Genomic DNA, 21,547 nt, shown 5'->3' on the forward strand with positions numbered 1-21,547 from the left:
CGCGCACCTTGCAACTGACGGGGATGCGTTCTTGCAAAATGCGCGATTCGAAAGTCTGGAGACCTGGCGCGGGCTACGGTTGCGATGTGCCTGCGATCCCCGAGTACGACCCGCTTCCCGACCGCCCCGCGCCCGACAACCCTTCGGGAAAGCTGGTGCTCCTGCGCCACGGTGAGACCGAGTGGTCGAGGGCGGGCATGCACACCGGACTCACCGACATCCCGCTCACGGCGCGGGGCGAAGACCTCGCCCGCGGTGCCGGACAGCTGGTCGCCGACTACGACTTCTCGCTCGTGCTGTCCTCGCCGCTCGCGCGCGCTCGACGCACCGCCGAGCTCGCAGGTCTGCACGCGGAGGTCGATCCACTGCTCGTCGAATGGGACTACGGCGGGTACGAGGGCCGCACCACGAAGGACATCCGCGAGGAGCTCGGCTACGACTGGAGCGCATTCACACACGGAGTCATCCGCGGCGCGACGCCCGGCGAGACCGTCGAGGAGGTCGCGGCTCGTGCCTCGCGAGTGCTCACGCGGGTCCTGCCTGCCCTGGCCGACGGCGATGTGGCACTCGTCGCGCACGGCCACTTCCTGCGCATCCTCACCGCGGTCTTCCTGCGGCTCGCTCCGCGCTTCGGCGCTCAGATCACACTGGATGCCGGATCGGTGTCGGTGCTGAGCTTCTACCGCGAGCAGCCGGCGATCCTGACGTGGAACTACGGCCTCGAGCTGCCTCTCGCGCCGTCGGAGTCCTGACACCGAAGACTCATCGCTGCAGGGTGCGATCTGCGGTCGCGAAGAACGCATTCTGCTCCGGGAGCGAACCGGATCGCGCTTCGGCGTGTCTTCACCGGGTGCTGCGGACGACGTACCTCTCGTCCTCCGTAGGACCGCCCCAGTATGCGTCGTCTTCCAGCAGCCGAAGTTCCACGTCACTGTGGACCTGCTCCACGAGCGGGACGCACTCGGAAGCGGGTAGCCCCACTCCGTTGCTCCACAACCCCTCGACCAGGATCAGCACGCCGCCCGGCACGAGCAACTCGCTCCATTTCGCCAGAGCTGCAGAAGGGTCGGGCATCGCCCACAGCACGTGTCGACAGAGAACCGCATCGAAGGTCGCGGCCGGCAGTGGCGGCACCGCCGCATCCGCCACGGTGAAGATCGGCCGCGGGTCGACCTGCGCGGTCTTCTCACGAGCTCGTCGGACCATCTCCGGAGAGAAGTCGACGCCATGAAGGAGGTGCTGACCTTCGACGGCGAGGAGAGTCGAGAGCGTGCCAGTGCCGCATCCGAGGTCGGCGACGCGGCGTCCCGGCGGCCCGATCATCGGAAGCAGGAGATCGGCCCAGGCACGGCGGACACCGGGGTCTCGAAGACCGTGGTCCGGGGCTTCGTCGAACGTCTCGGCCTCCCGGTTCCACAGCGCCCTCATGTCGTCGGCCATCGCTCAGCTCATCCGCTGCAACGACAGCGCGTGTACCGTGGGGGCGCCCTCGAGAACGAGTGCGAACCGAATTCCGGTGCGAGCATTCGTGACGTCGAAGGCGATCGTCTCGTTCGCGCACACGACCGGTTCTGCCGGCTCTTCCTCGTCCAGTTCGCTTGTCACGAGAGTGATGGTGCCGTCACCCCTGCAGGCGAACTGAGCCTGGTACGACCCCGGCGGGAGTGACGTGAAGGACGTCACGTCGTGGGCCGAACTGTTCTCGCTCATCCACCCGGAGAAGCCGAAGACGTATCCGTCGGCGTCTCCGCTGGGAACGGCAGTCTTCGCCCAGTCGGCGATCTCCTCGACCGCCACCGGGAGCAGCGCTTCATCGGCCTCGGCGTCCGGAGTCGCGATCGGCGCGGGGCTCGACGCCGAGGCGGAGGGCGACGGGGACCCCTCGCCCGACGCTGAGGGTTCGCCACTGCATCCGGCGAGCGCGACGCCCGCCATCAGGATCAGCCCCACTGCTGCCGCTCTTGTCGTAGACATCCCTTCACGCTACGTGCACGTGTGCAGGATGCAACCCGCGCGGCCGACACGACATTCTTTTGAATTACTCAAAAGAGACGCTAGAGTCGAGACATGGAGACAGAACTCGACTCGGCACTTCGCGGTGCCGGGCTGCGTGCGACCGCGGGCCGCGTCGCCGTTCTCGAGGCTCTGGAATCCATGGCCCACACGGATGCAGAGCGGGTCTTCCGCGCCGTCTCCGAAGTGCTTCCGACGACGTCGATCCAGTCGGTGCACAACATTCTCGCGGACCTGACGACGGCGGGCCTGCTCCGCCGGATCGAACCGGCAGGCTCCGCTGCGCTCTACGAACGGCGCATCGACGACAACCATCACCACATCGTGTGCACCCAGTGCGGTGCGATCGGCGATGTGGACTGCGTCGTCGGCGAAGCGCCGTGCCTCACCCCGTCTTCGGCGGGGGGATTCACCGTCCAGACAGCCGAAGTGACCTTCTGGGGCCTGTGCCCCAGTTGCCAGAACGCCGCGCAGTAGCATCCGACGTCGCTCCCGGGCACCCGGGATGATCGTCGTGCCTGTGCGCAGAAGGAGAAGAAGATGACCGATCCATCGACCACGCCCGCCACCACCACCCAGACGGGCACACCTGTCGCGAGCGACGCCCACTCGCTCACCGTCGGAGCAGACGGACCCACCGTCCTGCACGACCGCTACCTCGTCGAGAAGCTCGCGTCGTTCAACCGCGAGCGCGTGCCGGAGCGCAACCCCCACGCCAAGGGCGGCGGAGCCTTCGGAACCTTCACCGTCACCGAGGACGTCTCGGCCTACACCCGTGCCGCGGCCTTCCAGCCGGGCGCCGTGAGCGAGACGCTGCTGCGCTTCTCGTCGGTCGCCGGCGAGCAGGGTTCGCCCGACACCTGGCGCGATGTGCGCGGCTTCGCGCTGCGCTTCTACACGTCCGAGGGCAACCTCGACATCGTCGGCAACAACACTCCGACCTTCTTCCTGCGCGACGCCATGAAGTTCCCCGACTTCATCCACTCGCAGAAGCGCCTCGGCGACTCCGGTCTGCGCGACGCCGACATGCAGTGGGACTTCTGGACCCTCTCTCCCGAGTCCGCCCACCAGGTCACGTACCTCATGGGAGACCGTGGCCTGCCGCGCAGCTGGCGCCACATGAACGGCTACGGCTCGCACACCTACCAGTGGGTCAACGCCGCAGGCGAGCGGTTCTGGGTGCAGTACCACTTCCTGTCGAAGCAGGGCGTCGAGGCGATGAGCGCCGAAGAGGCCGAGAAGCTCGCAGGATCGGATGCCGACTACTACCGTCGCGACCTGTTCGACGCGATCGCCAGCGGCGACGCCCCCTCGTGGGACGTCTACGTGCAGGTCATGCCCTACGACGAGGGCAAGACCTACCGCTTCAACCCGTTCGACCTGACGAAGACCTGGTCGAAGAAGGACTACCCGCGCATCAAGGTCGGCACGTTCACGCTCGACCGCAACCCGCAGAACTTCTTCGCCGAGATCGAGCAGGCCGCCTTCTCGCCCGGCAACCAGGTTCCGGGCACGGGCATCTCGCCCGACAAGATGCTCATGGCCCGCGTGTTCGCCTACTCGGATGCTCAGCGCTACCGCATCGGTGCGAACTACAACCAGCTGCCGGTCAACCAGCCGCACGCGGCCGAGGTGCGCAACTACATGCACGAGGGCCAGATGCAGTACAAGTTCAACCCGGCCGAGCACCGCGTCTACACGCCCAACTCGTACGGCCCGGCCGGCGGCCCGACCGCCGACCCTGCCGCGGGTGTCGAGGCGAGCTGGGAGTCGGATGGCGAGCTGATCCGCGCCGCGGCGACCCTGCACCTCGATGACGACGACTTCGGTCAGGCGGGCACGCTGTACCGCACTGTGTTCGATGACGAGCAGCGCGCGCGCTTCCTCGACACGCTGACCGGGCAGGGACAGGCCATCACGATCGACGCGATCCGTGAGCGCTTCTTCCAGTACTGGACGAACGTCGACGCATCGCTCGGAGAGGCTCTGCGCGCTCGCTTCTGAGTCGCATCCGCTGATGACCGAGACCCATCGTCCCCTCGGGGCCGGTGGGTCTCGGCGTATCCGGGCATCGCAGAGGAGGACAATGGATGCCGTGGCTGTTCCCCTCTCCGACCTGACCAACATGCCCGAGCCCCAGCAGGTGCACGCCGCTGACGGCACACGCCTCGCGACGTACACCTGGGGCGAGTTCGACGCCCCAGTGGTGGTGGTCGTGCACGGATTCGCATCGAGCGCCCGCGACACCTGGGTACTCACGGGGTGGGTGCGCGAGCTCACCAAGGCCGGGTACCGGGTACTGGCCCTCGATCAGCGCGGCCACGGGCTGAGCGAGAAGCCGCATCAGGCTGACGCCTACGGCATCCGCACGCTCGCGACCGATGTCGAGACGGTCATGGACACGTACCTCGTCGACGAAGCCGTCTATGTCGGATACTCGCTCGGCGCGCGAGTCGGCTGGGAGGTCGTGCGCGATCTACCGCACCGCATCGGACGCGCGGTGCTCGGCGGGGTGCCGGACGGCATTCCACTGGCGAGGCTCGATCTCGACCAGGTACGCACATACCTGGCCGACGGAACGCCCGTGTCGGACCCGACGACGCAGAACTACATCACCCTGACCGAGCGCGTGCCAGGCAACGATCTCGGTGCGCTCGTGGCACTGGCCGAGGGGATGCGGTCGTCACGGACGATCGACCCCGATCCGTCGAACGCCCCCGCGAGCCCGATCCTGTTCGCGACCGGGTCGAAGGACGCGATCATCGAGGGCTCTCGCGCTCTCGCGGCAGCTGCCCCGCAGGGTCGGTTCTTCGAGATCCCGGATCGCAACCACTTCAATGCTCCCGGGTCCCGCGCGTTCAAGGAAGCCGCGCTGGCGTTCCTGTCGGAGGCCTGACCGCAGGCACGAGAAGAGCCCTCCGTCTCGAGGTGACGAAGGGCTCTCGGGGTGAGTCAGACCGTCGCGTTCTCTTCGCGCTTCGGCAGCACCCATCCCGCGCGCGGGAAGTGGCAGGTGTAGCCGTTGGGGTACTTGATCAGGTAGTCCTGGTGCTCTTCCTCCGCCTGCCAGAACGGCCCGGCGGGCTCGATCGTGGTCACGGCCTTGCCCGGCCACAGGCCTGAGGCGTCGACGTCCGCGATGGTGTCGCGGGCGACGGCCTCCTGCTCGGGGCTGAGCGGGAAGATCGCCGAGCGGTAGCTCGAGCCGACATCGTTGCCCTGACGGTCCTTCGTCGACGGGTCGTGGATCTGGAAGAAGAACGCCAGGATGTCGCGGTACGTCGTCTTGGTGGGGTCGAAGACGATCTCCACAGCCTCGGCGTGACCGGGGTGGTTGCGGTACGTGGCGTGGTCGTTGCTGCCGCCGGTGTAGCCGACACGGGTGTCGAGCACGCCGGGCTGGCGGCGGATGAGGTCTTCCATGCCCCAGAAGCAGCCGCCCGCCAGCACGGCGGTCTCGGCTCCGGGGGTGCGGGTGATGTTTCCGGTGTCGGTCATGACTGCTCCTCAGAGGTGGGGGTGGTGGTGGGGAAGAGGTGACGGTAGCGACCGTACCCCTCATCTTCCAGGCTGTCAGCCGGGATGAAGCGCAGGGCGGCGGAGTTCATGCAGTATCGGAGGCCTCCTGCATCGCGGGGCCCGTCGTCGAAGACGTGCCCGAGGTGGCTGTCGGCACCGCTGGATCGCGCCTCGGTGCGCGTCATCCAGAGCTTGCGGTCGGTGCGCGTGGTCACGGCATCGGCCTCGATGGGCTTGGTGAAGCTCGGCCATCCAGTGCCGCTGTCGAACTTGTCGGTCGACGCGAAGAGCGGCTGGCCCGAGACGACGTCGACGTAGATGCCGTCGTCGTGGTTGTTCCAGTACGCGTTGCGGAAAGGCGGCTCGGTGGCATCCTCCTGCGTCACCTCGTACTGCAGGTGCGTGAGGTCGCTGACCGCCGCGGGGTTCTTGCTGTACTCGTTCGACATGATCTGACTCCTTGTCCGACGCGGCTGGCTGCAGCGTCATAGAGAAGAACCAGCGGCGCCCCGGATTTGGTCCCGCAGGACTGTGAGCGCGCTGTGAGTTTGCGCTCAGTCGATAGAGTTGCTCCGCCACACACACCACAGGGAGACCCACATGTCGGTTGGACTGCTCGCCGTCGTCGATGACATCCTCAGCGCGGCGATGAAGGCCTCGGCGAAAGCCGCGGGCGTCGTGATCGACGATGCCGCGGTGACCCCGCAGTACGTGCAGGGCATCACACCGGCGCGTGAGCTGCCCGTGGTCGCGAAGATCGCGCTCGGTTCGCTGGTCAACAAGTTCGTGATCATCATCCCGATCGCGCTCGTGCTCACCGCCTTCGCACCGTGGGTGCTGCCGTACCTGCTGATCCTCGGCGGTGCCTATCTGTGCTTCGAGGGCGCCGAGAAGGTGCTCGAGTGGTTCGGTGTGCAGCACGGTCACGCCGATGAGGGCGCCCGCGACGAGAAGAAGCTGGTGCTCGGCGCCGTGCGCACCGACCTCATCCTCTCGACGGAGATCATGCTGATCTCGCTGGCGAACCTCGAGGCCGGTCTCGACATCTGGACGACCCTCGCGATCCTCGCGGTGATCGCCCTGCTCATGACGGGCGTCGTCTACGGCGCCGTGGCCCTGCTCGTGAAGATCGATGACATCGGTCTGAAGATGGCCAAGAACCCGGTCGCACGCGTCCGCCACACGGGAATGCGGATCGTGCGCTCGATGCCGGCGGTCTTCCGCTTCATCAGCATCCTCGGCACCGTGGCGATGCTGTGGGTCGGTGGCCACCTGCTGCTCGTGAACCTCGGCGAGGTGGGCGTGCACTTCGGCGAGGACATCCTGCATGCCATCGAGCACGCGCTCGAGCCCCTCGGCGGAGTCATCGTCTGGATCGGCGACACCCTCTTCTCGGCCATCGCCGGCCTGATCGCCGGTCTGATCATCGTCGGGATCATCCTGGGCATCGGCCGCGTGATCGGCAAGAAGCCGAACTTCCACGAGGGCGAGGAATCGCCCGCCGACGTGCACGTCTGAACCGCGCACCACGGAATCGACGTCAGGCAGCGATGTCATAGCGGGCCCGGCCCCCGAGGCGCGGAGTCCTCGCGAGATCGATGCTTCGCGGCGGGATCAGCCATACCCGCGCCGCGGCTCCGGTTCCCTCGATGCGGATGTCCCACCCGTTGTCGTGGATGCGATGGTGACACGACTCGCACAGCAGTACGCCGTTGTTCAGGTCGGTGGGTCCGGCGTCTCGCTGCCACCACCTGATGTGGTGCGCCTTGGTCATCTGCGGCGGGAGACCGCACATGGCGCATCCGCCGTCTCGCTCGACGAGTGCCAATCGCTGCGCCCGGGTGAACAACCGCTTCTCCCGCCCCCAGTCGAGGATCTCCCCCGCTGATCCGAGAACCACCGGGATGATGCCGCCGCCCGCAGCCATGCGACGGCAGGTGCTGACGCTCACCGGCTGGTCGCTGCCGTCGATCGTCGCGCTGCCCTCGCCCGACGTGAGCTGGTCGAGGTTCACGCGCACCACCACTGTCGCACCCGATGCGGGCATCCCGCCGTTGTCGCAGGCGATCGCGTGCTCGCAGATGGCGGTCAACGCATCGGCCTGGATCGTCGCGACCGAACGGCGATCGGCATCCGGCGCGCCAGGGTCTGTCGCAGTGATCCGCGACTGAAACGACGCCGCCACGTAGGCCTGGATCGCGGCCTTGACCGGCGCCCCCGAGGCGATGTCGGTCTGCAGCACGAGGTGAAGCGAGCCGTCGCGCTCGAACATCGTCAGGGAACGGCGGTCGCGGGCCTCTCGCTCTCTGGGCGCGACGCCGTCTGGGTCGAGCCAGGCTTCGGCACGGGCCACCAGCTTGCCGACGTCGGCGAGGGACATCCCCGCTGCCCTGCCGACGAGGAGACGCTCGGCCTCTTCGACCCGAGCCGACCCCACCTTGAGTCGGATCCGCTCGAGCAGGCTGACGATGAGCGCGGCGGCCGCGACGGAGATCTCCCCTGCGGCGAGCGCCGACGCCAGCGCCGGATACCGCGCGGGCAGGACCTCACCCAACAGATTCGTCCGCGGCGCCGCTGCCTGCCCCACCGCGATGAGTCGCTTGGCGTCGCCGGCCGACCCACCCGTGTTCGCGGCGATCATCGTCGCAGCACTCCGGTATCCGTGCTGCTTCGCGACCCCGTCAGGGCCGAGTTCCGACCGCGACTCGTGCGCGATCGTCGCCGCGAGCTCGGCGTGGAGACCGTCGAGGCATCGCTGCGCCTGGCTCACCGCACGGTGCGCGTCGAGCAGCTCGATGCGCGAGAGCTCCGCTGACCCCCCGGCGTCGCCCCAGACGTCGCCGAGGCGCTCGAAGGCCTCGAGAAGCGGCATCAGGCGGGATGAGGGCATGTCTCCATTTTAGAACAGATGTTCGAATCTCGAGCGAGATGCCGGAATCCGCTGGAGCAGGAACCCGAGCTCATGAAGGCAGGTGGTCGTCGCCCCGCAGCCACTCATCGAACGTGACCCGACCCTGCGTCGCATCCGCCCCTCCGCGCAGCGCTCCCGACGCCAGCCCTCGCCCGTAGGCGCCGGGCAGCCGCACTCCCAGCACCCGCCGGCGCACTCCGTCGAACGCCAGCTGCCTCCGGGCGAGATCGACCAGGACCTCATCGCGCGGCCCGACGAGATCGCGCGCACGCCCGGCCGGCGCCCCCTCGGCGACACGCACCAGATGCTCCCCGACCTCGCGCGCAGCCACCGGCCGCATGAGCAGCTTCGGCAGCACCGCCACCGGGCCGGACATCCCCGACAACAGCTGCCCGGCGAACTCGTGGAACTGACCGGCCCTCGCGATCGTGAACGGCACCACTCCTGCGTCCACCGCGCGTTCCTGTGCCAGCTTGCCCGCGTAGTACGAGGCGTCGATGCCATCGATCCCCACGATCGACAGGGCGACGTGGTGCGCGACACCCGCACGCGACTCCGCCGCCAGCAGATTGCGAGTCGCCGTCTCGAAGAACTCCACCGCCTTCGCAGCCGAGAGCGTGGTCGTGTTCGTGACGTCGATGACGGCATCCGCCCCCTGCAGCCGCTCGACCAGTCCCGCACCGGTGAGCACATCGGCTCCGGCTGACCGCGACAGCACGACCACCTCGTGACCTGCCGCCCGCGCCGCCTCCACGGCGTGCCGACCGACGACCCCTGTTCCTCCTGCGACCGCGATCCTCATCCGATTCCTCTCCGCTCCGGGGCACACGTCCACGCCCTCTGCACCAGATGACGAACCAGCGCCCGAGAACGTGAGGCCTCACACTCCACCCTGCTCCGTCGTCGTATCCTGCGAAAGCACACTCGCACCCGCATCCGAAAGGCACCCCATGGACGACGAGCTCGACGACGTCTTCCGCGAACGGCGACGCCTGCTCGCCCTCGGGTATCGGATGACGGGAACGCTGACGGATGCCGAGGATGTCGTGCAGGAGACGTACCTGCGGTGGTACCGGCTCACCGAAGCCCAGCGGGAGGCGATCGCGAACCCGGCAGGCTGGCTCACGACCGTCGCGGGCCGCGTCGCCCTCGACCTGCTCGGCTCGGCACGTCGTCGGCGCGAGCAGTACGTCGGCCCCTGGCTGCCGGAGCCGGTTCCGTCCGAGCTCTTCGCCGGAGTGATCGGATCGCGCACGGCATCCCCGCCGGAGGATCCACTCGATCGCATCACCCTCGACGACGACGTCTCCACCGCGCTGCTCGTCGTGCTCGAGGCGATGACTCCGGCTGAGCGGGTGGCCTTCGTGCTGCATGACGTCTTCGCCGTGCCGTTCGACGAGATCGCCGAGGCCGTGGGGCGTTCTTCCGCCGCGGTGCGGCAGCTCGCGGCATCCGCCCGCCGTCATGTGCGCGAAAGTCGCGCGGTCGCGGTCCCTCGCGATGAGCACGACCGCGTGGTGCGGGCCTTCCAGCAGGCGACGCGCACAGGCGAGGTCGCCCCGCTGCTGAAGTTCTTGGCACCAGACGTCGAACTGCGCAGCGACGGAGGTGGCGTGGTCAGCGCCGCACGCAAGGTCGTGAGCGGTGCCGACAACGTCGCGCGCTTCCTGCTCGGGATCGCGACCAAGAACCCGCACTTCACCGCGGAGGAGCGACAGTTCGGCGACGGGCTCGGCCTGGTGTTCCGCGACGGCGAGAACGTGCACTCGGTCATGAATCTGCACGTGGAGGCGGGTGTGATCACCCAGCTGTGGATCGTGCTCAATCCCGCCAAGCTCACCTTTTGGCGATCCCCCCGCCAGGAGACCGCGGAGTGAGCGCCGAGAATCAGCCGTCAGCGACCCGACCCAGCGTCGTCTGACACAGCGTCGTCTGACACAGCGTCGGTGACAGCAGCAGCCGCGATCTCGACGAGCCGCTGATCGCTCCTCTCCTCATGCGCCGTGATCGTGACGACCGCGTCCGCGGCATCGTGGATGAAGACGTACTGCCCGTACCGCCCGTCCAGACGCCAACCGACGCCCGGCCCACGCCACGCGGCCAGCCCGTAGGAGGAGTACAGGCCACCCGCCCCCGACGCGACCCAGTGGGAGTGCATCCGACCGACCCAGCGCTCCGACACGATGCGGTCGTTCCCGAAGCGGCCTCGGTCTCGAAGCACGCGTCCGATCCGAGCCAGCTCCTCCGTGCGGAGTTCGAGCCCGCTTCCGCCCACGATCCATCCGAGCGGACATCTCAACCACTGCGGGTTATGGATGCCGAGCGGCTGGAACAGACGGGGCATCAGCCAGTCCCTGACATCGCCGGCGACTGCACCGAGCATCCTCATGGCGACGTAGGTGCTGGCATCCGAGTACTGGAAGTGCTCGCCCGGGCCTCGGCTCGGACGAGCGAGCATCTCCTGGGCGAGGTCGGGCCAGGGCACCTCCTGATCCCCGAACCATTCGAAGTCGATTCCGCTCGTCATCGAGAGGAGGTGCTCGAGGGTCACCGCCTCCGCGCCCGAGCCGATATCAGAAACCCCGAGAGCATCGACGGCTCGGGTGTCCAAGGACAGGATGCCTTCGTCGACGGCGATCCCCGCTGCGAGTGCGCTCACGCCCTTGGACACCGAATACAGGTTCACCCGATCGTCGCTGCGCCACCGGTGCTGGGCGGATTCATGACCGACGAGCACGTGGAGTCCGTACGCCGCCAGCTGCTCCTCGTCGATCGCACGGACGATGTGGTCGCGGACCGTTTCAGCGAGAGACATGACGCCAGTCTTCCGCACTCCCCCGCCCCGGCATCCTGCTACCGTCGTCCAGTGCGCACCCGAGCGCAGATGCAGGAGATCCGATGAGCGACCACCAGATCCGGGATGCCGAGACCGCCGACGTCGAGGCGATCACCGCCATCTACAACGACGCGGTGCTGACCACCACCGCCATCTGGAACGAAGAGGCCGTCACGGTCGACGACCGCACCGCCTGGCTCGCCGAGCGCACCGAGCGCGGCTACCCGGTGCTCGTCGCGGTCGATGACACGGGTGTGCTCGGCTACGCGACCTTCGGCGACTGGCGCCCGCACAGCGGATATCGGCACACCGTCGAGCACTCGGTCTACGTGCGCGACGGCCAGCGGGGTCGCGGCATCGGCAAGGCGCTCATGATCGAACTCATCCACCGTGCCCGCGAGCTGGGCAAGCACGTCATGGTCGCGGCGATCGAGAGCAGCAACACCGGATCGATCATCATGCACAAGCGGCTCGACTTCATGCAGGTCGGGCGCATGCCGCAGGTCGGTGCCAAGTTCGACCGCTGGCTCGACCTCACCTTCCTGCAGCTCGTGCTCGACGAGCGCCCCTTCCCGGACGAACTGCAGTGAACCCGCTGCTCTGGCTGGCCGACGCCTTCAACTCGCAGTGGGTGCTTCCGGGCGGCCAGGTGCTGCTCATCCGCGAGGTGGTCGGCAACGTATTCGGCCTCGCGAGCGCGCTCGGCGGCATGCAGCGCAAGATCTGGGCGTGGCCGGTGGGCATCGTCGGCAACCTGCTGCTGCTCACCGTGTTCCTCGGGTCGATCCTGAATCCCGACCACGAACTGCCGCATCTGCTCGGCCAAGCCGGTCGTCAGGTCATGTTCATCGTCGTGGCGATCTACGGCTGGGTGCGCTGGCGGCAGGCATCGGCCGACGGCGGCCGGGTCACCCCGCGGTGGGCGCCCAACAGCGCCCGCATCGGACTCGTGCTCGTGATGGTCATCGGCACGATCGCCCTCACTCCCCTGTTCCGCGCGCTCGGCTCATGGGAGCCCGTCTGGGCGGATGCGTGGACCTTCGTCGGATCCCTGCTCGCCACCTACGGCATGGCGAAGGGCTGGACGGAGTTCTGGCTCATCTGGATCGCCGTCGACGTCGTCGGCGTGCCGCTGCTGTTCAGCTCGGGCTTCTACGCCACAGGCCTGATGTACGTGTTCTACGGCGTCTTCACCGCGGTCGGGTTCGTGGTGTGGTGCCGCGCGCAGGCGAACGCGAAACCCCAGGTCGAGACGATCATGCCCGACCCTCGACCGATCACCTCCACTGTCAAGACCGTCGACGGCGACCGGGGCTGACCGGGCCGGACTCGACCGACGAATGTGTCGCCCCGTGTCGCGGGGGCTGACACGGGGCGCCTCCCCGGGTTTTGCTTGACCCCATGACCCGTCAGATCCGCTTCAACGCCTTCGACATGAACTGCGTCGCCCACCAGTCGTCCGGTCTGTGGCGTCATCCCGACGACCGCTCGCGCCAGTACAACACCATCTCGTACTGGACGGATCTCGCGAAGCTGCTCGAGAGCGCGACCTTCGACGGCATCTTCATCGCCGACGTGCTCGGCACCTACGACGTCTACGGCGGCACGAACGAGGCGGCGATCCGCAACGGCGCCCAGGTCCCCGTCAACGACCCGATCCTGCTGGTCAGCGCCATGGCGGCGGTCACCGAGCATCTCGGCTTCGGCATCACCGCCGGCACCGCGTTCGAGCACCCCTATCCGTTCGCACGGCGCCTGAGCACGCTCGACCACCTGACCAACGGACGCGTCGGCTGGAACGTCGTCACCGGCTACCTGCCCAGCGCCGCGCGCAACATGGGCCAGCACGACCAGCTCGCGCACGACGACCGCTACGACCACGCCGACGAGTACGTCGAGGTGCTGTACAAGCTGTGGGAGGGATCGTGGGAAGACGACGCGGTCGTCGAAGACCGCGAGCGCGGCGTCTTCACCGACCCGTCGAAGGTGCACCCGATCGGCCACGAGGGGAAGCACTTCAGCGTTCCCGGCATCCACATCTCCGAGCCGTCACCGCAGCGCACCCCGGTCATCTACCAGGCCGGAGCCAGCCCTCGCGGTGTGCGCTTCGCCTCGGAGAACGCCGAGGCGATCTTCGTGGCCGCGCCCTCGAAGGAGGTGCTCGCCGGCACGGTCAAGCGCATCCGCGACGCACTGGAGGATGCCGGTCGCGACCGCTACGACGCGAAGATCTACACGCTGCTCACCGTGATCACGGGAGCCACCAGCGAGGATGCTGCGGCGAAGCACGCCGAGTACCTGTCGTACGCGAGCCCCGAAGGCGCACTGACCTTCATGTCGGGCTGGATGGGCGTCGACCTGTCGCAGTACGCGGAGGACGAACCGGTCGGAAACGTCGAGTCCAACGCGATCCAGTCGGTGCTCCAGCACCTGAAGGAGGAGGCCGACCTCGGACGCGAATGGACCGTCGGCGACTTCGGCCGCCACAATGCGATCGGCGGCCTCGGCCCGACGATCGTCGGTTCGGGCGTCGAGATCGCCGACGAGCTGCAGTCGTGGGTCGCGGAGACCGACATCGACGGCTTCAACCTCGCCTACGCCGTGACCCCCGGCACCTGGCAGGACGTTATCGAGCACGTCATCCCGGTGCTCCGCGAGCGCGGCGTCTACCCGAACGAGTACACGCCGGGCACGCTGCGCAACAAGCTGCAGGGCAAGGGCGACCGCGTGCAGGACACGCACCGCGCGGCCCGCTATCGGATCGGCTCGAGCGTCCCGGTCGCCTGATCGGAGCCGTCGGGGCGCTCGTCTCCGTCGCTCGTCGACGCCCGCTCGGGAACGAGCAGCGCGATGCCGAGCAGCAGGCTCACTCCGAGCGCGACCATCTCACCGATCGCCGACTCGACGGACATGTGCTCGAGATGCAGCGCGTGGTAGGCGAAGTGCAGAGTCCCGAACACGGTCCAGGCGAGGCCCAGCACGCGGAATCCGATCGGGTCGCGCCAGACCAGTCCGCCCGCGCTGGCCGCGGCGAGCGCGAGATACATGGCGCCGACATCTCGTATCAGGTGCTCGTTGAAGGGACCGTCTACCGACACCCACGCCCCGAGAACGCCGGGGAACGACTCGTAGAAGCTCAGTGGCGCGAGGTATGCCCAGCCGCCGACGAACAGACCGAGCAGAGCCGAGAACGCGAGGGCGAGGGTGTGGAGTCGTCGCATACCCCTATGACGAAACGCGACCGCGGAGTGTGAGGTCGAGCGGGCTCACTCGGCCTTCGAGCTGAACAGACCGCGCAGCACCAGGAAGACGACGACCGCGACGACGAGCACGATCGCGAGCTTGGCGATGAACCAGAGGATCGAGAACAGCGCGCTGACGATCCACCAGGCGATCACCACGGCGAGGATGACGCCGACGATGGTCCAGAGCGAGTTCTTGTTCATGAATCCAGCCTAGGCGGCGAGGGCACGTCACAGATCCGGATGCTGCGGCGTCAGTACTCATGGAGGCGCATTCGGCGCCCTCGTGAGTGAAGGAGACGACGTGACGCACGTCAACATCGGCAAGGTCTACGCAGCCCCGTATCAGGCGATGCTGGAGTTCGCCGGCAAGGCCGCAGAGGCCGGGACGGATGCCGGGCTCTCGCCGCTGCTCGTCGAACTGGTCAAGGTACGGGCGTCGCAGCTCAACGGCTGCGCCTTCTGCCTCAAGATGCACTGCGCCGACGCGGTCAAGGCCGGCGAGACCGCCGACCGCCTGGCCGTGCTCGCGGGCTGGTGGGAGTCGCAGTACTTCTCGGCCGAAGAGCAGGCCGCGCTGCAGATCGCCGAGAACGTGACTCTGATCGGCGACCACGGCCGCCTCGCGGACCGCGGAGTCGACGTCGAGGGCGTGCTGACCGAGAAGCAGATCGCGGCGGTGACGTGGCTCGCCGTAGTGATCAACAGCTGGAACCGCATCGCGATCAACAGCCACTACCCGGTGCACGGCTGACCGCAGCAGGACACGGGGCGGATGCTGAGGCATCCGCCCTTTCGCATCCGATGCGCTCCCGTCAAGACCCTTCACGGGTGGGCGGATCGGGGCGAGACTGCGAGCATGTCTGCACCGGCCCTCACCCCTTCCGCCCTCCATGGCATCACGCCGCGCGGTCCGCTCAGCGACGCCGTCATCCGCCGACTGACCGGTGGCGACGTCGACGATCTCGGTGCGCAGGCCGAGGCCGCACTTGCGGCGAGCGCCGACGTCGTGCGCGATGACGACATCCAGCTCGCCCTCTTCGTGCTCTACGCGTCGTCGTACGGTTCTCTTCCCGACCTCGACCCGACCCTCGAGTGGGACACCGCGCTGATCGCGACGCGGGGGCTGCTGGAGCAGGCGTTCGAGCGCGCTCTGCGTGCCACGGTGCCGATGCCCGAGCTCCCCGAACCGACCGTGGATGCCGTCGGACGAGCGCTGTTCGCCCTCGCGGATGCCGACACCGGGCCGAGCCTGTCGCGCTATGTCGCGAAGAAGGCGACGGACGAGCAGATGCACGAGTTCTTCATGCAGCGCTCGATCTACACGCTGCGCGAAGCCGACCCGCACTCCTGGGCCATCCCCCGTCTCAGCGGCCGGTCGAAGGCGGCGCTCGTCGAGATCCAGTCCGACGAGTACGGCGCAGGGCGGCCCGACCGGGTGCACGCGACGATCTTCGCTCGGGCCATGCGCGGCGCCGGACTCGACGACGCCTACGGAGCCTACGTCGACGACGTCCCGGCGATCACGCTCGCCTCTCTCAACTCGATGTCGATGTTCGGCCTCAATCGGCGCCTCGTCGGAGCCATCGTCGGCCATCTCGCGGCATTCGAGATGACGTCGTCGATCCCCAATCGTCTGTACGCCGACGGCCTGCGCCGCCTCGGCTTCACCGAGGACGTGACCGACTACTTCGACGAGCACGTCGAGGCGGATGCCGTGCACGAGCAGATCGCGGCGCGCGACCTCGCAGGCGGGCTGGCCGAGGACCGACCCGATCTGCTCGCCGACATCATGTTCGGCGCAGCCGCGTGCCTGACCGTCGACGGCTGGGCGGCGGGGCACATGCTCGACTCCTGGACGCGCGGCGAATCGTCGCTGCGACCGAGGGCGGATCGATGAACGCGCGCGAGGATGCTGTGACGATCACGGCCTATCCCGACGGTCCGCTGCTCGTGCGCGGCGCCGCCGTGCTGGAGACCTCCGACGGCGAGCCGATCGAGGTCACGCGCCGCACGGTGGCGCTGTGCCGCTGCGGTCTCTCGACGATCAAGCCGTTCTGCGACGGCACGCACAAGGCCGCCGGCTTCCGCACGGATTCGTGATCGTGCGCCGGCCGGTCGTTCAGTGGCCGACCGCCGGCAGGCAGCCGCCGTCCATGATGACGCCACCGATCTCGACCGTGAGCACGGCGGCAGAGACTTCGCCGAAGACGCAGCCGCCCGCAGGCGCGGCAGCGCCGAAGGCGACGGCCCGCTCATCGCCGAGTGTCTGGATGTCAGTGAGGCCGGCAGCCGCGATCGCGTCCTCCACGGCAGAGACAGTCACGTCTCCTGAGGTGCGGAGAGTCTCGAGCGCCGTCCGGACCTCGTTCGCCGGCGTCTCGGCTGCGGCTCGGCTGTCTTCTGAGATGTCCACCCGATCGCGGTAGCGCTCGTTCTGGGCCATCGCGTCGTCGGGATCGTACGGCGCGCACTCCGGCGGCAGCTCGACGCCCTCGACCTGCGGGCAGGCCGCGGTCGGGGTGGGCGATGGTGATTCGGTCGGCGCGGCCCCGAGGGGCGCAGTGCCCGCCGTCGCGCATCCCGCGAGCAGCGCCGTCGCAGCGATGACGAGAAGCAGACGCGTGCTTCTCGACCTGTCCCCCCGGATTCCGGTCATGCCTCATGCAACCACAGGGGCGCGTGCGAGCCAAGCCTCCCTGCGCGTCCGCCCCGCTTCAGCGCGGATTCAGCGTGCGCCCGCCACACTGGAGGAATGCGGATCCTGGTGGTTGACGACGAGGTGCGGTTGGCCGACGCCGTCCGCCGGGGGCTCGAGGCCGAGGGCTTCGCGGTCGACGTCGCGAACAACGGCGTCGACGGGCTCTGGCGTGCGCGCGAGACCCGGTACGACGCGATCGTGCTCGACCTGATGATGCCCGGCATGAGCGGGTGGAAGGTGTGCGAGGCGCTGCGCGCGGAGGAGAACTGGACGCCCGTGCTGATGCTCACCGCGAAGGACGGCGAGTGGGATCAGGTCGAGGCCCTCGAGACCGGCGCCGACGACTATGTGACCAAGCCCTTCTCGTTCGCGATCCTCGTCGCCCGCATCCGCGCCCTGGTGCGCCGCGGCGCCGTCGCCCGCCCTGCGATCCTCGAAGCCGGCGACCTGAAGCTCGACCCCTCGTCGCATCATGTCTGGCGCGGCGAGACGCCCGTGACCCTGACCGCCCGCGAGTTCGCCGTGCTCGAATACCTGATGCGCCACCGGGGTCAGGTGCTGTCGAAGCGCACGCTGATCGAGGGCGTGTGGGACGACGACTTCGACGGTGACCCGAACATCGTCGAGGTCTACGTCGGCCATCTGCGCCGCAAGCTCGACAAGCCCTTCGGTCGCGAGGCGATCGAGACCATCCGCGGTGCGGGCTACCGATTGGCGGCCGACGGTGGCTAGCCGCCGCGGGAAGTCGGTGCGAGCGCGGACGACCCTCGGCGCGACTCTCGTCGTGGCCGCCGCCCTGTTGATCGGTGCGTTCTCGTTCTACGGCATCCTGAGCTCCAGCATCCATGCCAGCGCCGAACGTGCCGCCGAGCAGCGACTCGACGAGCTGACCGAGCGCCTGGACGGCCCGGGTGGCGGCCCCGGCGGGGGCCGAGGCATCGACACTCTCGACGACGAGATCGTGCAGATCATCGGAGCTGACGGATCCGTGCGAGCAGCGAGTGAGGATGCGCGGGACGATCTCGGATCGAGCGCGCTCCCGATCGCGGACCACGCGCTCACGGTGACGATCGACGGCACGCCGATGCTGGTCGTCTCAGACGACCTCGAGAACGACGACACTCTCGTCCTCGCCGTCTCGATCGAAGACGGGGACGAGACCCTGTCGACTGTCGTGGTGCTGCTCGCAGTCGCCGTTCCCCTCCTCCTCGTGCTCGTCGCGGTCACGACGTGGCTCGTCGTGGGCCGAGCTCTCAGACCGGTCACGCGCATCCGCCAGGAGGTCGACGGGATCACCGCCGAGCATCTGCACAATCGGGTCGAGGTCCCCGCGTCATCGGATGAGATCGCGGCGCTCGCGATCACCATGAACCGGATGCTCGATCGCCTCGACGCCTCGGCGACGGCCCAGCGCCGGTTCGTCTCGGACGCGTCGCACGAGCTGCGCTCGCCCCTCGCGACGATCCGCCAGCACGCCGAGCTCGCGCAGGCGCATCCGGCCACGACCAGCATCGGCGAACTCGCGGAGGTCGTCTCCGACGAGGGGCTCCGTCTGCAGGGAATCGTCGAATCCCTGCTGCTGCTCGCTCGACTCGACGAGGGCGGCGGCACTCACGACGAGGCCGTCGATCTCGATGACCTCGCCCTCGGCGAGGCGCGGCGACTGCGTTCACGCGGCATCGAGGTCGACAGCTCCGGCATCCGCGCGGCCCGCGTCGAGGGCGATCCGCGACTTCTCGGTCAGCTGCTGCGCAATCTCGCCGACAATGCCGCGCGGCACAGTGCCGGCCGCGTGGCCATCAGTGTGATCCCGCAGGATTCGTGGGTGTTCGTCACCGTCGAGGACGACGGAACGGGAGTGCCGCCCGACGAGCGCGAGCGCATCTTCGAGCGCTTCGTCAGGCTCGATGAGGCCCGCAGCCGGGATGCCGGAGGCAGCGGCCTCGGCCTGGCGATCGTCCACGGCATCGCCACGGCCAGCGGCGGAACCGTGTCGGTCGACGCCTCCCGGTGGGGCGGCGCCCGGTTCGTCGTGACACTCCCCCTGTCGGTCTGAGCCGACCCGGCGGCCGGGAGCCACGGCAGCGGGGCGTGGGAGCATGGTGGACATGCAGACCCCCATGATCGACTACCTCAACCTGCTGCTCGAGTCGTGCGGGGAAGATGCCGGTGAGGTCGCCTCGTACATCCCCGAGCTCGCCCACGCCGACCCCGATCGGCTCGCGATCGCGGTGGCGACGCTCGACGGCGAGATCTATGTCGCCGGGGATGCCGACGTGGAATTCACGATCCAGTCGATCTCGAAGCCGTTCACGTATGCGCTCGCGATCGCCGACCAGGGCCTCGACGGCGTGCTCGAGCGGATCGACGTCGAACCCTCGGGAGACGCGTTCAACGAGATCTCCCTCGAGCCCGAGACCGGTCGCCCCCGCAACCCGATGATCAACGCGGGTGCGATCGCCGCGCACGCGCTCGTGCAGGGCGCCGATGCGGATGCTCGGACGGAGCGCATCCTCGACCTCTACAGCCGCCTCGCGGGTCGCCGGCTCTCGATCGCAGAGGACGTCTTCGAGTCCGAGCTGGCATCCGCCGACCGCAACATGGCGCTCGCGTACATGTTGCGCACGGTCGGCACTCTCGATGCCGACCCCGCCGACGTCGTGCGCGGCTACACGAGGCAATGCTCGGTGTCGGTCTCGGTGCGCGACCTCGCCCGCATGGGGTCGGTGCTCGCCGCCGGGGGCCGGACGTCAGACGGTGAACAGGTGATCGACCCCGCCATCAACCGCCAGGTGCTCAGCGTCATGACCACGTGCGGAATGTACGACTCGGCGGGCGATTGGCTCACCTCGGTCGGGATCCCCGCCAAGAGCGGCGTCGCGGGCGGCCTGATGGGGGTGCTGCCCGGTCAGGTCGGCATCGCCGTGTTCTCGCCCCGACTCGACCCGCACGGCAACAGCACCCGTGGTGTGCGCATGTTCGAGCGCATGAACCACGATCTCGGCCTGCACCTGATGACCTCGACGGACGTGGCCCGCTCCGTGTCGCGCCGGGTCGAGCACGACGGCGCCCCCGTGCACGAGATCGCCGGCGACCTGCACTTCATGGAGGCCGAGCGCGTGCTGCGGGGATTCGCGGAAGAGCCCGAGGGCGACGACCCCGTGATCGTCGACCTCGACCGGGTGCAGCGCGCCAACGACATCGCCAAGCGGATGCTGCTCGAAGGCGTCCGCCGCCTGCACCTCGACGGACATGACGTGCGGATCGTCGACCCGTGGGGCGTGCTCGGCAGTGCGGAGACCGGGACGGGCGAGCTTGTGCACGGCGAGCAGGCGCACGGAGGCTACATCCCCGCATCCTTCCCCGACGTCGCGAGCGCGATCCGCGGTTGATTGATATGTCGGCTCCTTCCTGAAGATCGCTTCAGGAGGCTTCAGGGTGGCTTCAGCGCCCCCGCGAGAGCATCGAGACATGAACGACAAGAACCCGACCCCCGACCAGACGCCCGAGAACATCCCGTCGAACCCGACCCCGCCGGCGCCGCCCGCACCGCCCGCACCTCAGGCGACTCCCGCTCCGGCATCCGAGGCGGAGACCGTCCCCGTCGCACCGCTCGCCGCTGACGCGACGGCCGCTCCGGCAGCCCCCGCCAAGCCCGGACGCAAGCGCGCGCTCCTGATCGGCGGCGGAATCGCCGCGGCCGTCGTCCTCGTCGGAGGCGGCGTGGCCTTGGGCGCTGCCGTCGGCGACGAGTTCGGTGACGACGACGACCGCCCGTCGGTCTCCGACGGCCCGCGCGGAGATGCGGACGACCGTGGAGGCCAGCCCGGCGACGACCGCGACGACGATGGCGACCAGCAGGGCGCACCCCAGGGCGGTGGCCCGGTGACCGACATCGGCACCGATTCGGCCGACGATCTCGTCGCGATCGCGGATGCCGCCCGTGGAGCGGCCGAGGGCGATGTCACGTCGATCGACGCGAAGCGCGACGGCACGTGGGAGGTCCAGCTGACCGCCGCCAACGGAAGCGAGACCGAGGTGCGAGTGGATGCAGACCTCGCGGCCACCGTCGTCTCGACCGAGCAGGACGACGACGACTCCGCCCCTGCCCACACGCTCGACGAGGCGGCCATCCGCGCACTCGTCGACGCCGCGCTGGCTGAGGCCGACGGCATGATCACCGACCTCGACGCCGACAACGATGAGGTCAGCCCCTACGACGCGTCGGTGCTCACGAGCGACCGCCGCTCGATCGACATCGACTTCAGCGCCGACTTCGCCGTCGTCGGCACCGACATCGACGACTGAACGACCCGCGTCGTTCC

26 protein-coding genes are annotated in these 21,547 nt (G+C 68.6%); 16 read left to right on the top strand and 10 right to left on the bottom strand.

The window, feature by feature from the left end:
* Positions 1–86: 86 nt before the first annotated feature.
* Positions 87–752 carry a histidine phosphatase family protein gene (locus MRBLWH13_RS15490; protein ID WP_341955824.1) on the top strand — a complete coding sequence of 222 codons (666 nt, stop codon included), beginning with the start codon at positions 87–89 and terminating at the stop codon, positions 750–752.
* Between the two features lie 91 nt (positions 753–843).
* Here the strand turns inward: MRBLWH13_RS15490 and MRBLWH13_RS15495 are convergent, their stop codons facing one another.
* Together MRBLWH13_RS15495 and MRBLWH13_RS15500 are read right to left on the bottom strand one after the other, a co-directional pair.
* A complete protein-coding gene (locus MRBLWH13_RS15495) occupies positions 844–1,440 on the bottom strand; it encodes a class I SAM-dependent methyltransferase (protein ID WP_341955825.1) in 597 nt (198 codons plus the stop codon).
* Between the two features lie 3 nt (positions 1,441–1,443).
* Positions 1,444–1,974 carry a hypothetical protein gene (locus MRBLWH13_RS15500; RefSeq protein ID WP_341955826.1) on the bottom strand — a complete coding sequence of 177 codons (531 nt, stop codon included), beginning with the start codon at positions 1,972–1,974 and terminating at the stop codon, positions 1,444–1,446.
* Positions 1,975–2,067: 93 nt separating this feature from the next.
* Here MRBLWH13_RS15500 and MRBLWH13_RS15505 point away from each other — a divergent pair, with 93 nt between their 5' ends.
* The 3 genes from MRBLWH13_RS15505 (at position 2,068) to MRBLWH13_RS15515 (ending at position 4,909) form a co-directional block, all read left to right on the top strand.
* Positions 2,068–2,490, top strand: coding sequence for a Fur family transcriptional regulator (locus MRBLWH13_RS15505; RefSeq protein WP_341955827.1), 423 nt, complete (start codon positions 2,068–2,070; stop codon positions 2,488–2,490).
* 63 nt (positions 2,491–2,553) lie between these two features.
* Positions 2,554–4,017: a catalase gene (locus tag MRBLWH13_RS15510; RefSeq protein ID WP_341955828.1), complete on the top strand. Its 1,464-nt coding sequence runs from the start codon at positions 2,554–2,556 to the stop codon at positions 4,015–4,017.
* A gap of 91 nt (positions 4,018–4,108) precedes the next feature.
* Positions 4,109–4,909: an alpha/beta hydrolase gene (locus tag MRBLWH13_RS15515; protein ID WP_341955829.1), complete on the top strand. Its 801-nt coding sequence runs from the start codon at positions 4,109–4,111 to the stop codon at positions 4,907–4,909.
* A 56-nt stretch (positions 4,910–4,965) separates the two neighbouring features.
* Here the strand turns inward: MRBLWH13_RS15515 and msrA are convergent, their stop codons facing one another.
* Positions 4,966–5,511: a peptide-methionine (S)-S-oxide reductase MsrA gene (gene msrA, locus MRBLWH13_RS15520; RefSeq protein ID WP_341955830.1), complete on the bottom strand. Its 546-nt coding sequence runs from the start codon at positions 5,509–5,511 to the stop codon at positions 4,966–4,968.
* Positions 5,508–5,981 carry a peptide-methionine (R)-S-oxide reductase MsrB gene (msrB, locus tag MRBLWH13_RS15525; RefSeq protein ID WP_341955831.1) on the bottom strand — a complete coding sequence of 158 codons (474 nt, stop codon included), beginning with the start codon at positions 5,979–5,981 and terminating at the stop codon, positions 5,508–5,510. The genes msrA and msrB overlap by 4 nt, the downstream gene beginning before the upstream one ends.
* A gap of 151 nt (positions 5,982–6,132) precedes the next feature.
* Between msrB and MRBLWH13_RS15530 the strand changes: the two genes are divergently transcribed.
* Entirely contained in the window at positions 6,133–7,050 is a 918-nt protein-coding gene (locus MRBLWH13_RS15530) for a DUF808 domain-containing protein (RefSeq protein WP_341955832.1), read from the top strand.
* 22 nt (positions 7,051–7,072) lie between these two features.
* On the opposite strand, the gene MRBLWH13_RS15535 is transcribed toward MRBLWH13_RS15530, so the two are convergent.
* Positions 7,073–8,422 carry a DUF222 domain-containing protein gene (locus MRBLWH13_RS15535; RefSeq protein ID WP_341955833.1) on the bottom strand — a complete coding sequence of 450 codons (1,350 nt, stop codon included), beginning with the start codon at positions 8,420–8,422 and terminating at the stop codon, positions 7,073–7,075.
* 70 nt (positions 8,423–8,492) lie between these two features.
* Positions 8,493–9,245: an NAD-dependent epimerase/dehydratase family protein gene (locus tag MRBLWH13_RS15540; protein WP_341955834.1), complete on the bottom strand. Its 753-nt coding sequence runs from the start codon at positions 9,243–9,245 to the stop codon at positions 8,493–8,495.
* A gap of 148 nt (positions 9,246–9,393) precedes the next feature.
* Between MRBLWH13_RS15540 and sigJ the strand changes: the two genes are divergently transcribed.
* Positions 9,394–10,320: an RNA polymerase sigma factor SigJ gene (gene sigJ, locus MRBLWH13_RS15545; protein WP_341955835.1), complete on the top strand. Its 927-nt coding sequence runs from the start codon at positions 9,394–9,396 to the stop codon at positions 10,318–10,320.
* Between the two features lie 17 nt (positions 10,321–10,337).
* On the opposite strand, the gene MRBLWH13_RS15550 is transcribed toward sigJ, so the two are convergent.
* Positions 10,338–11,258, bottom strand: a complete 921-nt coding sequence (locus MRBLWH13_RS15550) for a serine hydrolase (RefSeq protein ID WP_341955836.1) — start codon at positions 11,256–11,258, stop codon at positions 10,338–10,340.
* 83 nt (positions 11,259–11,341) lie between these two features.
* On the opposite strand from MRBLWH13_RS15550, the gene MRBLWH13_RS15555 reads away from it, so the two are divergent.
* From MRBLWH13_RS15555 to MRBLWH13_RS15565, 3 genes are all read left to right on the top strand, one after another.
* Positions 11,342–11,869 carry an N-acetyltransferase family protein gene (locus tag MRBLWH13_RS15555; protein WP_341955837.1) on the top strand — a complete coding sequence of 176 codons (528 nt, stop codon included), beginning with the start codon at positions 11,342–11,344 and terminating at the stop codon, positions 11,867–11,869.
* Positions 11,866–12,597: a nicotinamide riboside transporter PnuC gene (gene pnuC / locus MRBLWH13_RS15560; RefSeq protein ID WP_341955838.1), complete on the top strand. Its 732-nt coding sequence runs from the start codon at positions 11,866–11,868 to the stop codon at positions 12,595–12,597. The genes MRBLWH13_RS15555 and pnuC overlap by 4 nt, the downstream gene beginning before the upstream one ends.
* Positions 12,598–12,680: 83 nt before the next feature.
* Positions 12,681–14,066: an LLM class flavin-dependent oxidoreductase gene (locus MRBLWH13_RS15565; RefSeq protein ID WP_341955839.1), complete on the top strand. Its 1,386-nt coding sequence runs from the start codon at positions 12,681–12,683 to the stop codon at positions 14,064–14,066.
* Here MRBLWH13_RS15565 and MRBLWH13_RS15570 read toward each other — a convergent pair.
* Positions 14,033–14,500 carry a hypothetical protein gene (locus tag MRBLWH13_RS15570; RefSeq protein WP_341955840.1) on the bottom strand — a complete coding sequence of 156 codons (468 nt, stop codon included), beginning with the start codon at positions 14,498–14,500 and terminating at the stop codon, positions 14,033–14,035. The two genes, MRBLWH13_RS15565 and MRBLWH13_RS15570, sit on opposite strands and share 34 nt — an antisense overlap.
* Before the next feature lie 45 nt (positions 14,501–14,545).
* The gene (locus MRBLWH13_RS15575; protein WP_056311101.1) at positions 14,546–14,725 is read right to left on the bottom strand and encodes a hypothetical protein; all 180 of its coding nucleotides are present in this window, start codon (positions 14,723–14,725) and stop codon (positions 14,546–14,548) included.
* A gap of 100 nt (positions 14,726–14,825) precedes the next feature.
* Between MRBLWH13_RS15575 and MRBLWH13_RS15580 the strand changes: the two genes are divergently transcribed.
* The 3 genes from MRBLWH13_RS15580 to MRBLWH13_RS15590 all read left to right on the top strand — a co-directional run bounded on the left by MRBLWH13_RS15580 (position 14,826) and on the right by MRBLWH13_RS15590 (position 16,624).
* On the top strand, positions 14,826–15,275 hold the full coding sequence (locus MRBLWH13_RS15580) for a carboxymuconolactone decarboxylase family protein (protein ID WP_341955841.1): 450 nt from the start codon (positions 14,826–14,828) through the stop codon (positions 15,273–15,275).
* A 105-nt stretch (positions 15,276–15,380) separates the two neighbouring features.
* The gene (locus MRBLWH13_RS15585; RefSeq protein WP_341955842.1) at positions 15,381–16,421 is read left to right on the top strand and encodes an iron-containing redox enzyme family protein; all 1,041 of its coding nucleotides are present in this window, start codon (positions 15,381–15,383) and stop codon (positions 16,419–16,421) included.
* The gene (locus MRBLWH13_RS15590) at positions 16,418–16,624 is read left to right on the top strand and encodes a CDGSH iron-sulfur domain-containing protein (RefSeq protein ID WP_341955843.1); all 207 of its coding nucleotides are present in this window, start codon (positions 16,418–16,420) and stop codon (positions 16,622–16,624) included. The genes MRBLWH13_RS15585 and MRBLWH13_RS15590 overlap by 4 nt, the downstream gene beginning before the upstream one ends.
* 19 nt (positions 16,625–16,643) lie before the next feature.
* Here MRBLWH13_RS15590 and MRBLWH13_RS15595 read toward each other — a convergent pair whose 3' ends face one another.
* Positions 16,644–17,180, bottom strand: coding sequence for a hypothetical protein (locus MRBLWH13_RS15595; protein ID WP_341955844.1), 537 nt, complete (start codon positions 17,178–17,180; stop codon positions 16,644–16,646).
* 96 nt (positions 17,181–17,276) lie between these two features.
* Here MRBLWH13_RS15595 and MRBLWH13_RS15600 point away from each other — a divergent pair, with 96 nt between their 5' ends.
* The 4 genes from MRBLWH13_RS15600 to MRBLWH13_RS15615 all read left to right on the top strand — a co-directional run bounded on the left by MRBLWH13_RS15600 (position 17,277) and on the right by MRBLWH13_RS15615 (position 21,530).
* Positions 17,277–17,954: a response regulator transcription factor gene (locus MRBLWH13_RS15600; protein WP_341955845.1), complete on the top strand. Its 678-nt coding sequence runs from the start codon at positions 17,277–17,279 to the stop codon at positions 17,952–17,954.
* The gene (locus tag MRBLWH13_RS15605; RefSeq protein WP_341955846.1) at positions 17,947–19,278 is read left to right on the top strand and encodes a HAMP domain-containing sensor histidine kinase; all 1,332 of its coding nucleotides are present in this window, start codon (positions 17,947–17,949) and stop codon (positions 19,276–19,278) included. Before MRBLWH13_RS15600 ends, MRBLWH13_RS15605 begins: the two co-directional genes overlap by 8 nt.
* A 52-nt stretch (positions 19,279–19,330) precedes the next feature.
* Positions 19,331–20,614: a glutaminase gene (locus tag MRBLWH13_RS15610; RefSeq protein WP_341955847.1), complete on the top strand. Its 1,284-nt coding sequence runs from the start codon at positions 19,331–19,333 to the stop codon at positions 20,612–20,614.
* A 79-nt stretch (positions 20,615–20,693) separates the two neighbouring features.
* Positions 20,694–21,530, top strand: a complete 837-nt coding sequence (locus MRBLWH13_RS15615; protein WP_341955848.1) for a hypothetical protein — start codon at positions 20,694–20,696, stop codon at positions 21,528–21,530.
* Positions 21,531–21,547: the final 17 nt, after the last annotated feature.

It is taken from the genome of Microbacterium sp. LWH13-1.2, from assembly GCF_038397735.1.
In the GTDB taxonomy this organism is placed as follows: domain Bacteria; phylum Actinomycetota; class Actinomycetes; order Actinomycetales; family Microbacteriaceae; genus Microbacterium.

Coding starts and splice junctions, on each gene's coding strand:
- MRBLWH13_RS15500 (WP_341955826.1), bottom strand. CDS start 1,974: ATGTCTACGACAAGAGCGGCAGCAGTGGGGCTGATCCTGATGGCGGGC.
- MRBLWH13_RS15530 (WP_341955832.1), top strand. CDS start 6,133: ATGTCGGTTGGACTGCTCGCCGTCGTCGATGACATCCTCAGCGCGGCG.
- sigJ (WP_341955835.1), top strand. CDS start 9,394: ATGGACGACGAGCTCGACGACGTCTTCCGCGAACGGCGACGCCTGCTC.
- MRBLWH13_RS15590 (WP_341955843.1), top strand. CDS start 16,418: ATGAACGCGCGCGAGGATGCTGTGACGATCACGGCCTATCCCGACGGT.
- MRBLWH13_RS15585 (WP_341955842.1), top strand. CDS start 15,381: ATGTCTGCACCGGCCCTCACCCCTTCCGCCCTCCATGGCATCACGCCG.
- MRBLWH13_RS15540 (WP_341955834.1), bottom strand. CDS start 9,245: ATGAGGATCGCGGTCGCAGGAGGAACAGGGGTCGTCGGTCGGCACGCC.
- MRBLWH13_RS15575 (WP_056311101.1), bottom strand. CDS start 14,725: ATGAACAAGAACTCGCTCTGGACCATCGTCGGCGTCATCCTCGCCGTG.
- MRBLWH13_RS15610 (WP_341955847.1), top strand. CDS start 19,331: ATGCAGACCCCCATGATCGACTACCTCAACCTGCTGCTCGAGTCGTGC.
- MRBLWH13_RS15550 (WP_341955836.1), bottom strand. CDS start 11,258: ATGTCTCTCGCTGAAACGGTCCGCGACCACATCGTCCGTGCGATCGAC.
- MRBLWH13_RS15505 (WP_341955827.1), top strand. CDS start 2,068: ATGGAGACAGAACTCGACTCGGCACTTCGCGGTGCCGGGCTGCGTGCG.
- MRBLWH13_RS15510 (WP_341955828.1), top strand. CDS start 2,554: ATGACCGATCCATCGACCACGCCCGCCACCACCACCCAGACGGGCACA.
- msrA (WP_341955830.1), bottom strand. CDS start 5,511: ATGACCGACACCGGAAACATCACCCGCACCCCCGGAGCCGAGACCGCC.
- MRBLWH13_RS15600 (WP_341955845.1), top strand. CDS start 17,277: ATGCGGATCCTGGTGGTTGACGACGAGGTGCGGTTGGCCGACGCCGTC.
- MRBLWH13_RS15615 (WP_341955848.1), top strand. CDS start 20,694: ATGAACGACAAGAACCCGACCCCCGACCAGACGCCCGAGAACATCCCG.
- MRBLWH13_RS15495 (WP_341955825.1), bottom strand. CDS start 1,440: ATGGCCGACGACATGAGGGCGCTGTGGAACCGGGAGGCCGAGACGTTC.
- MRBLWH13_RS15565 (WP_341955839.1), top strand. CDS start 12,681: ATGACCCGTCAGATCCGCTTCAACGCCTTCGACATGAACTGCGTCGCC.
- MRBLWH13_RS15570 (WP_341955840.1), bottom strand. CDS start 14,500: ATGCGACGACTCCACACCCTCGCCCTCGCGTTCTCGGCTCTGCTCGGT.
- MRBLWH13_RS15535 (WP_341955833.1), bottom strand. CDS start 8,422: ATGCCCTCATCCCGCCTGATGCCGCTTCTCGAGGCCTTCGAGCGCCTC.
- MRBLWH13_RS15555 (WP_341955837.1), top strand. CDS start 11,342: ATGAGCGACCACCAGATCCGGGATGCCGAGACCGCCGACGTCGAGGCG.
- msrB (WP_341955831.1), bottom strand. CDS start 5,981: ATGTCGAACGAGTACAGCAAGAACCCCGCGGCGGTCAGCGACCTCACG.
- MRBLWH13_RS15595 (WP_341955844.1), bottom strand. CDS start 17,180: ATGACCGGAATCCGGGGGGACAGGTCGAGAAGCACGCGTCTGCTTCTC.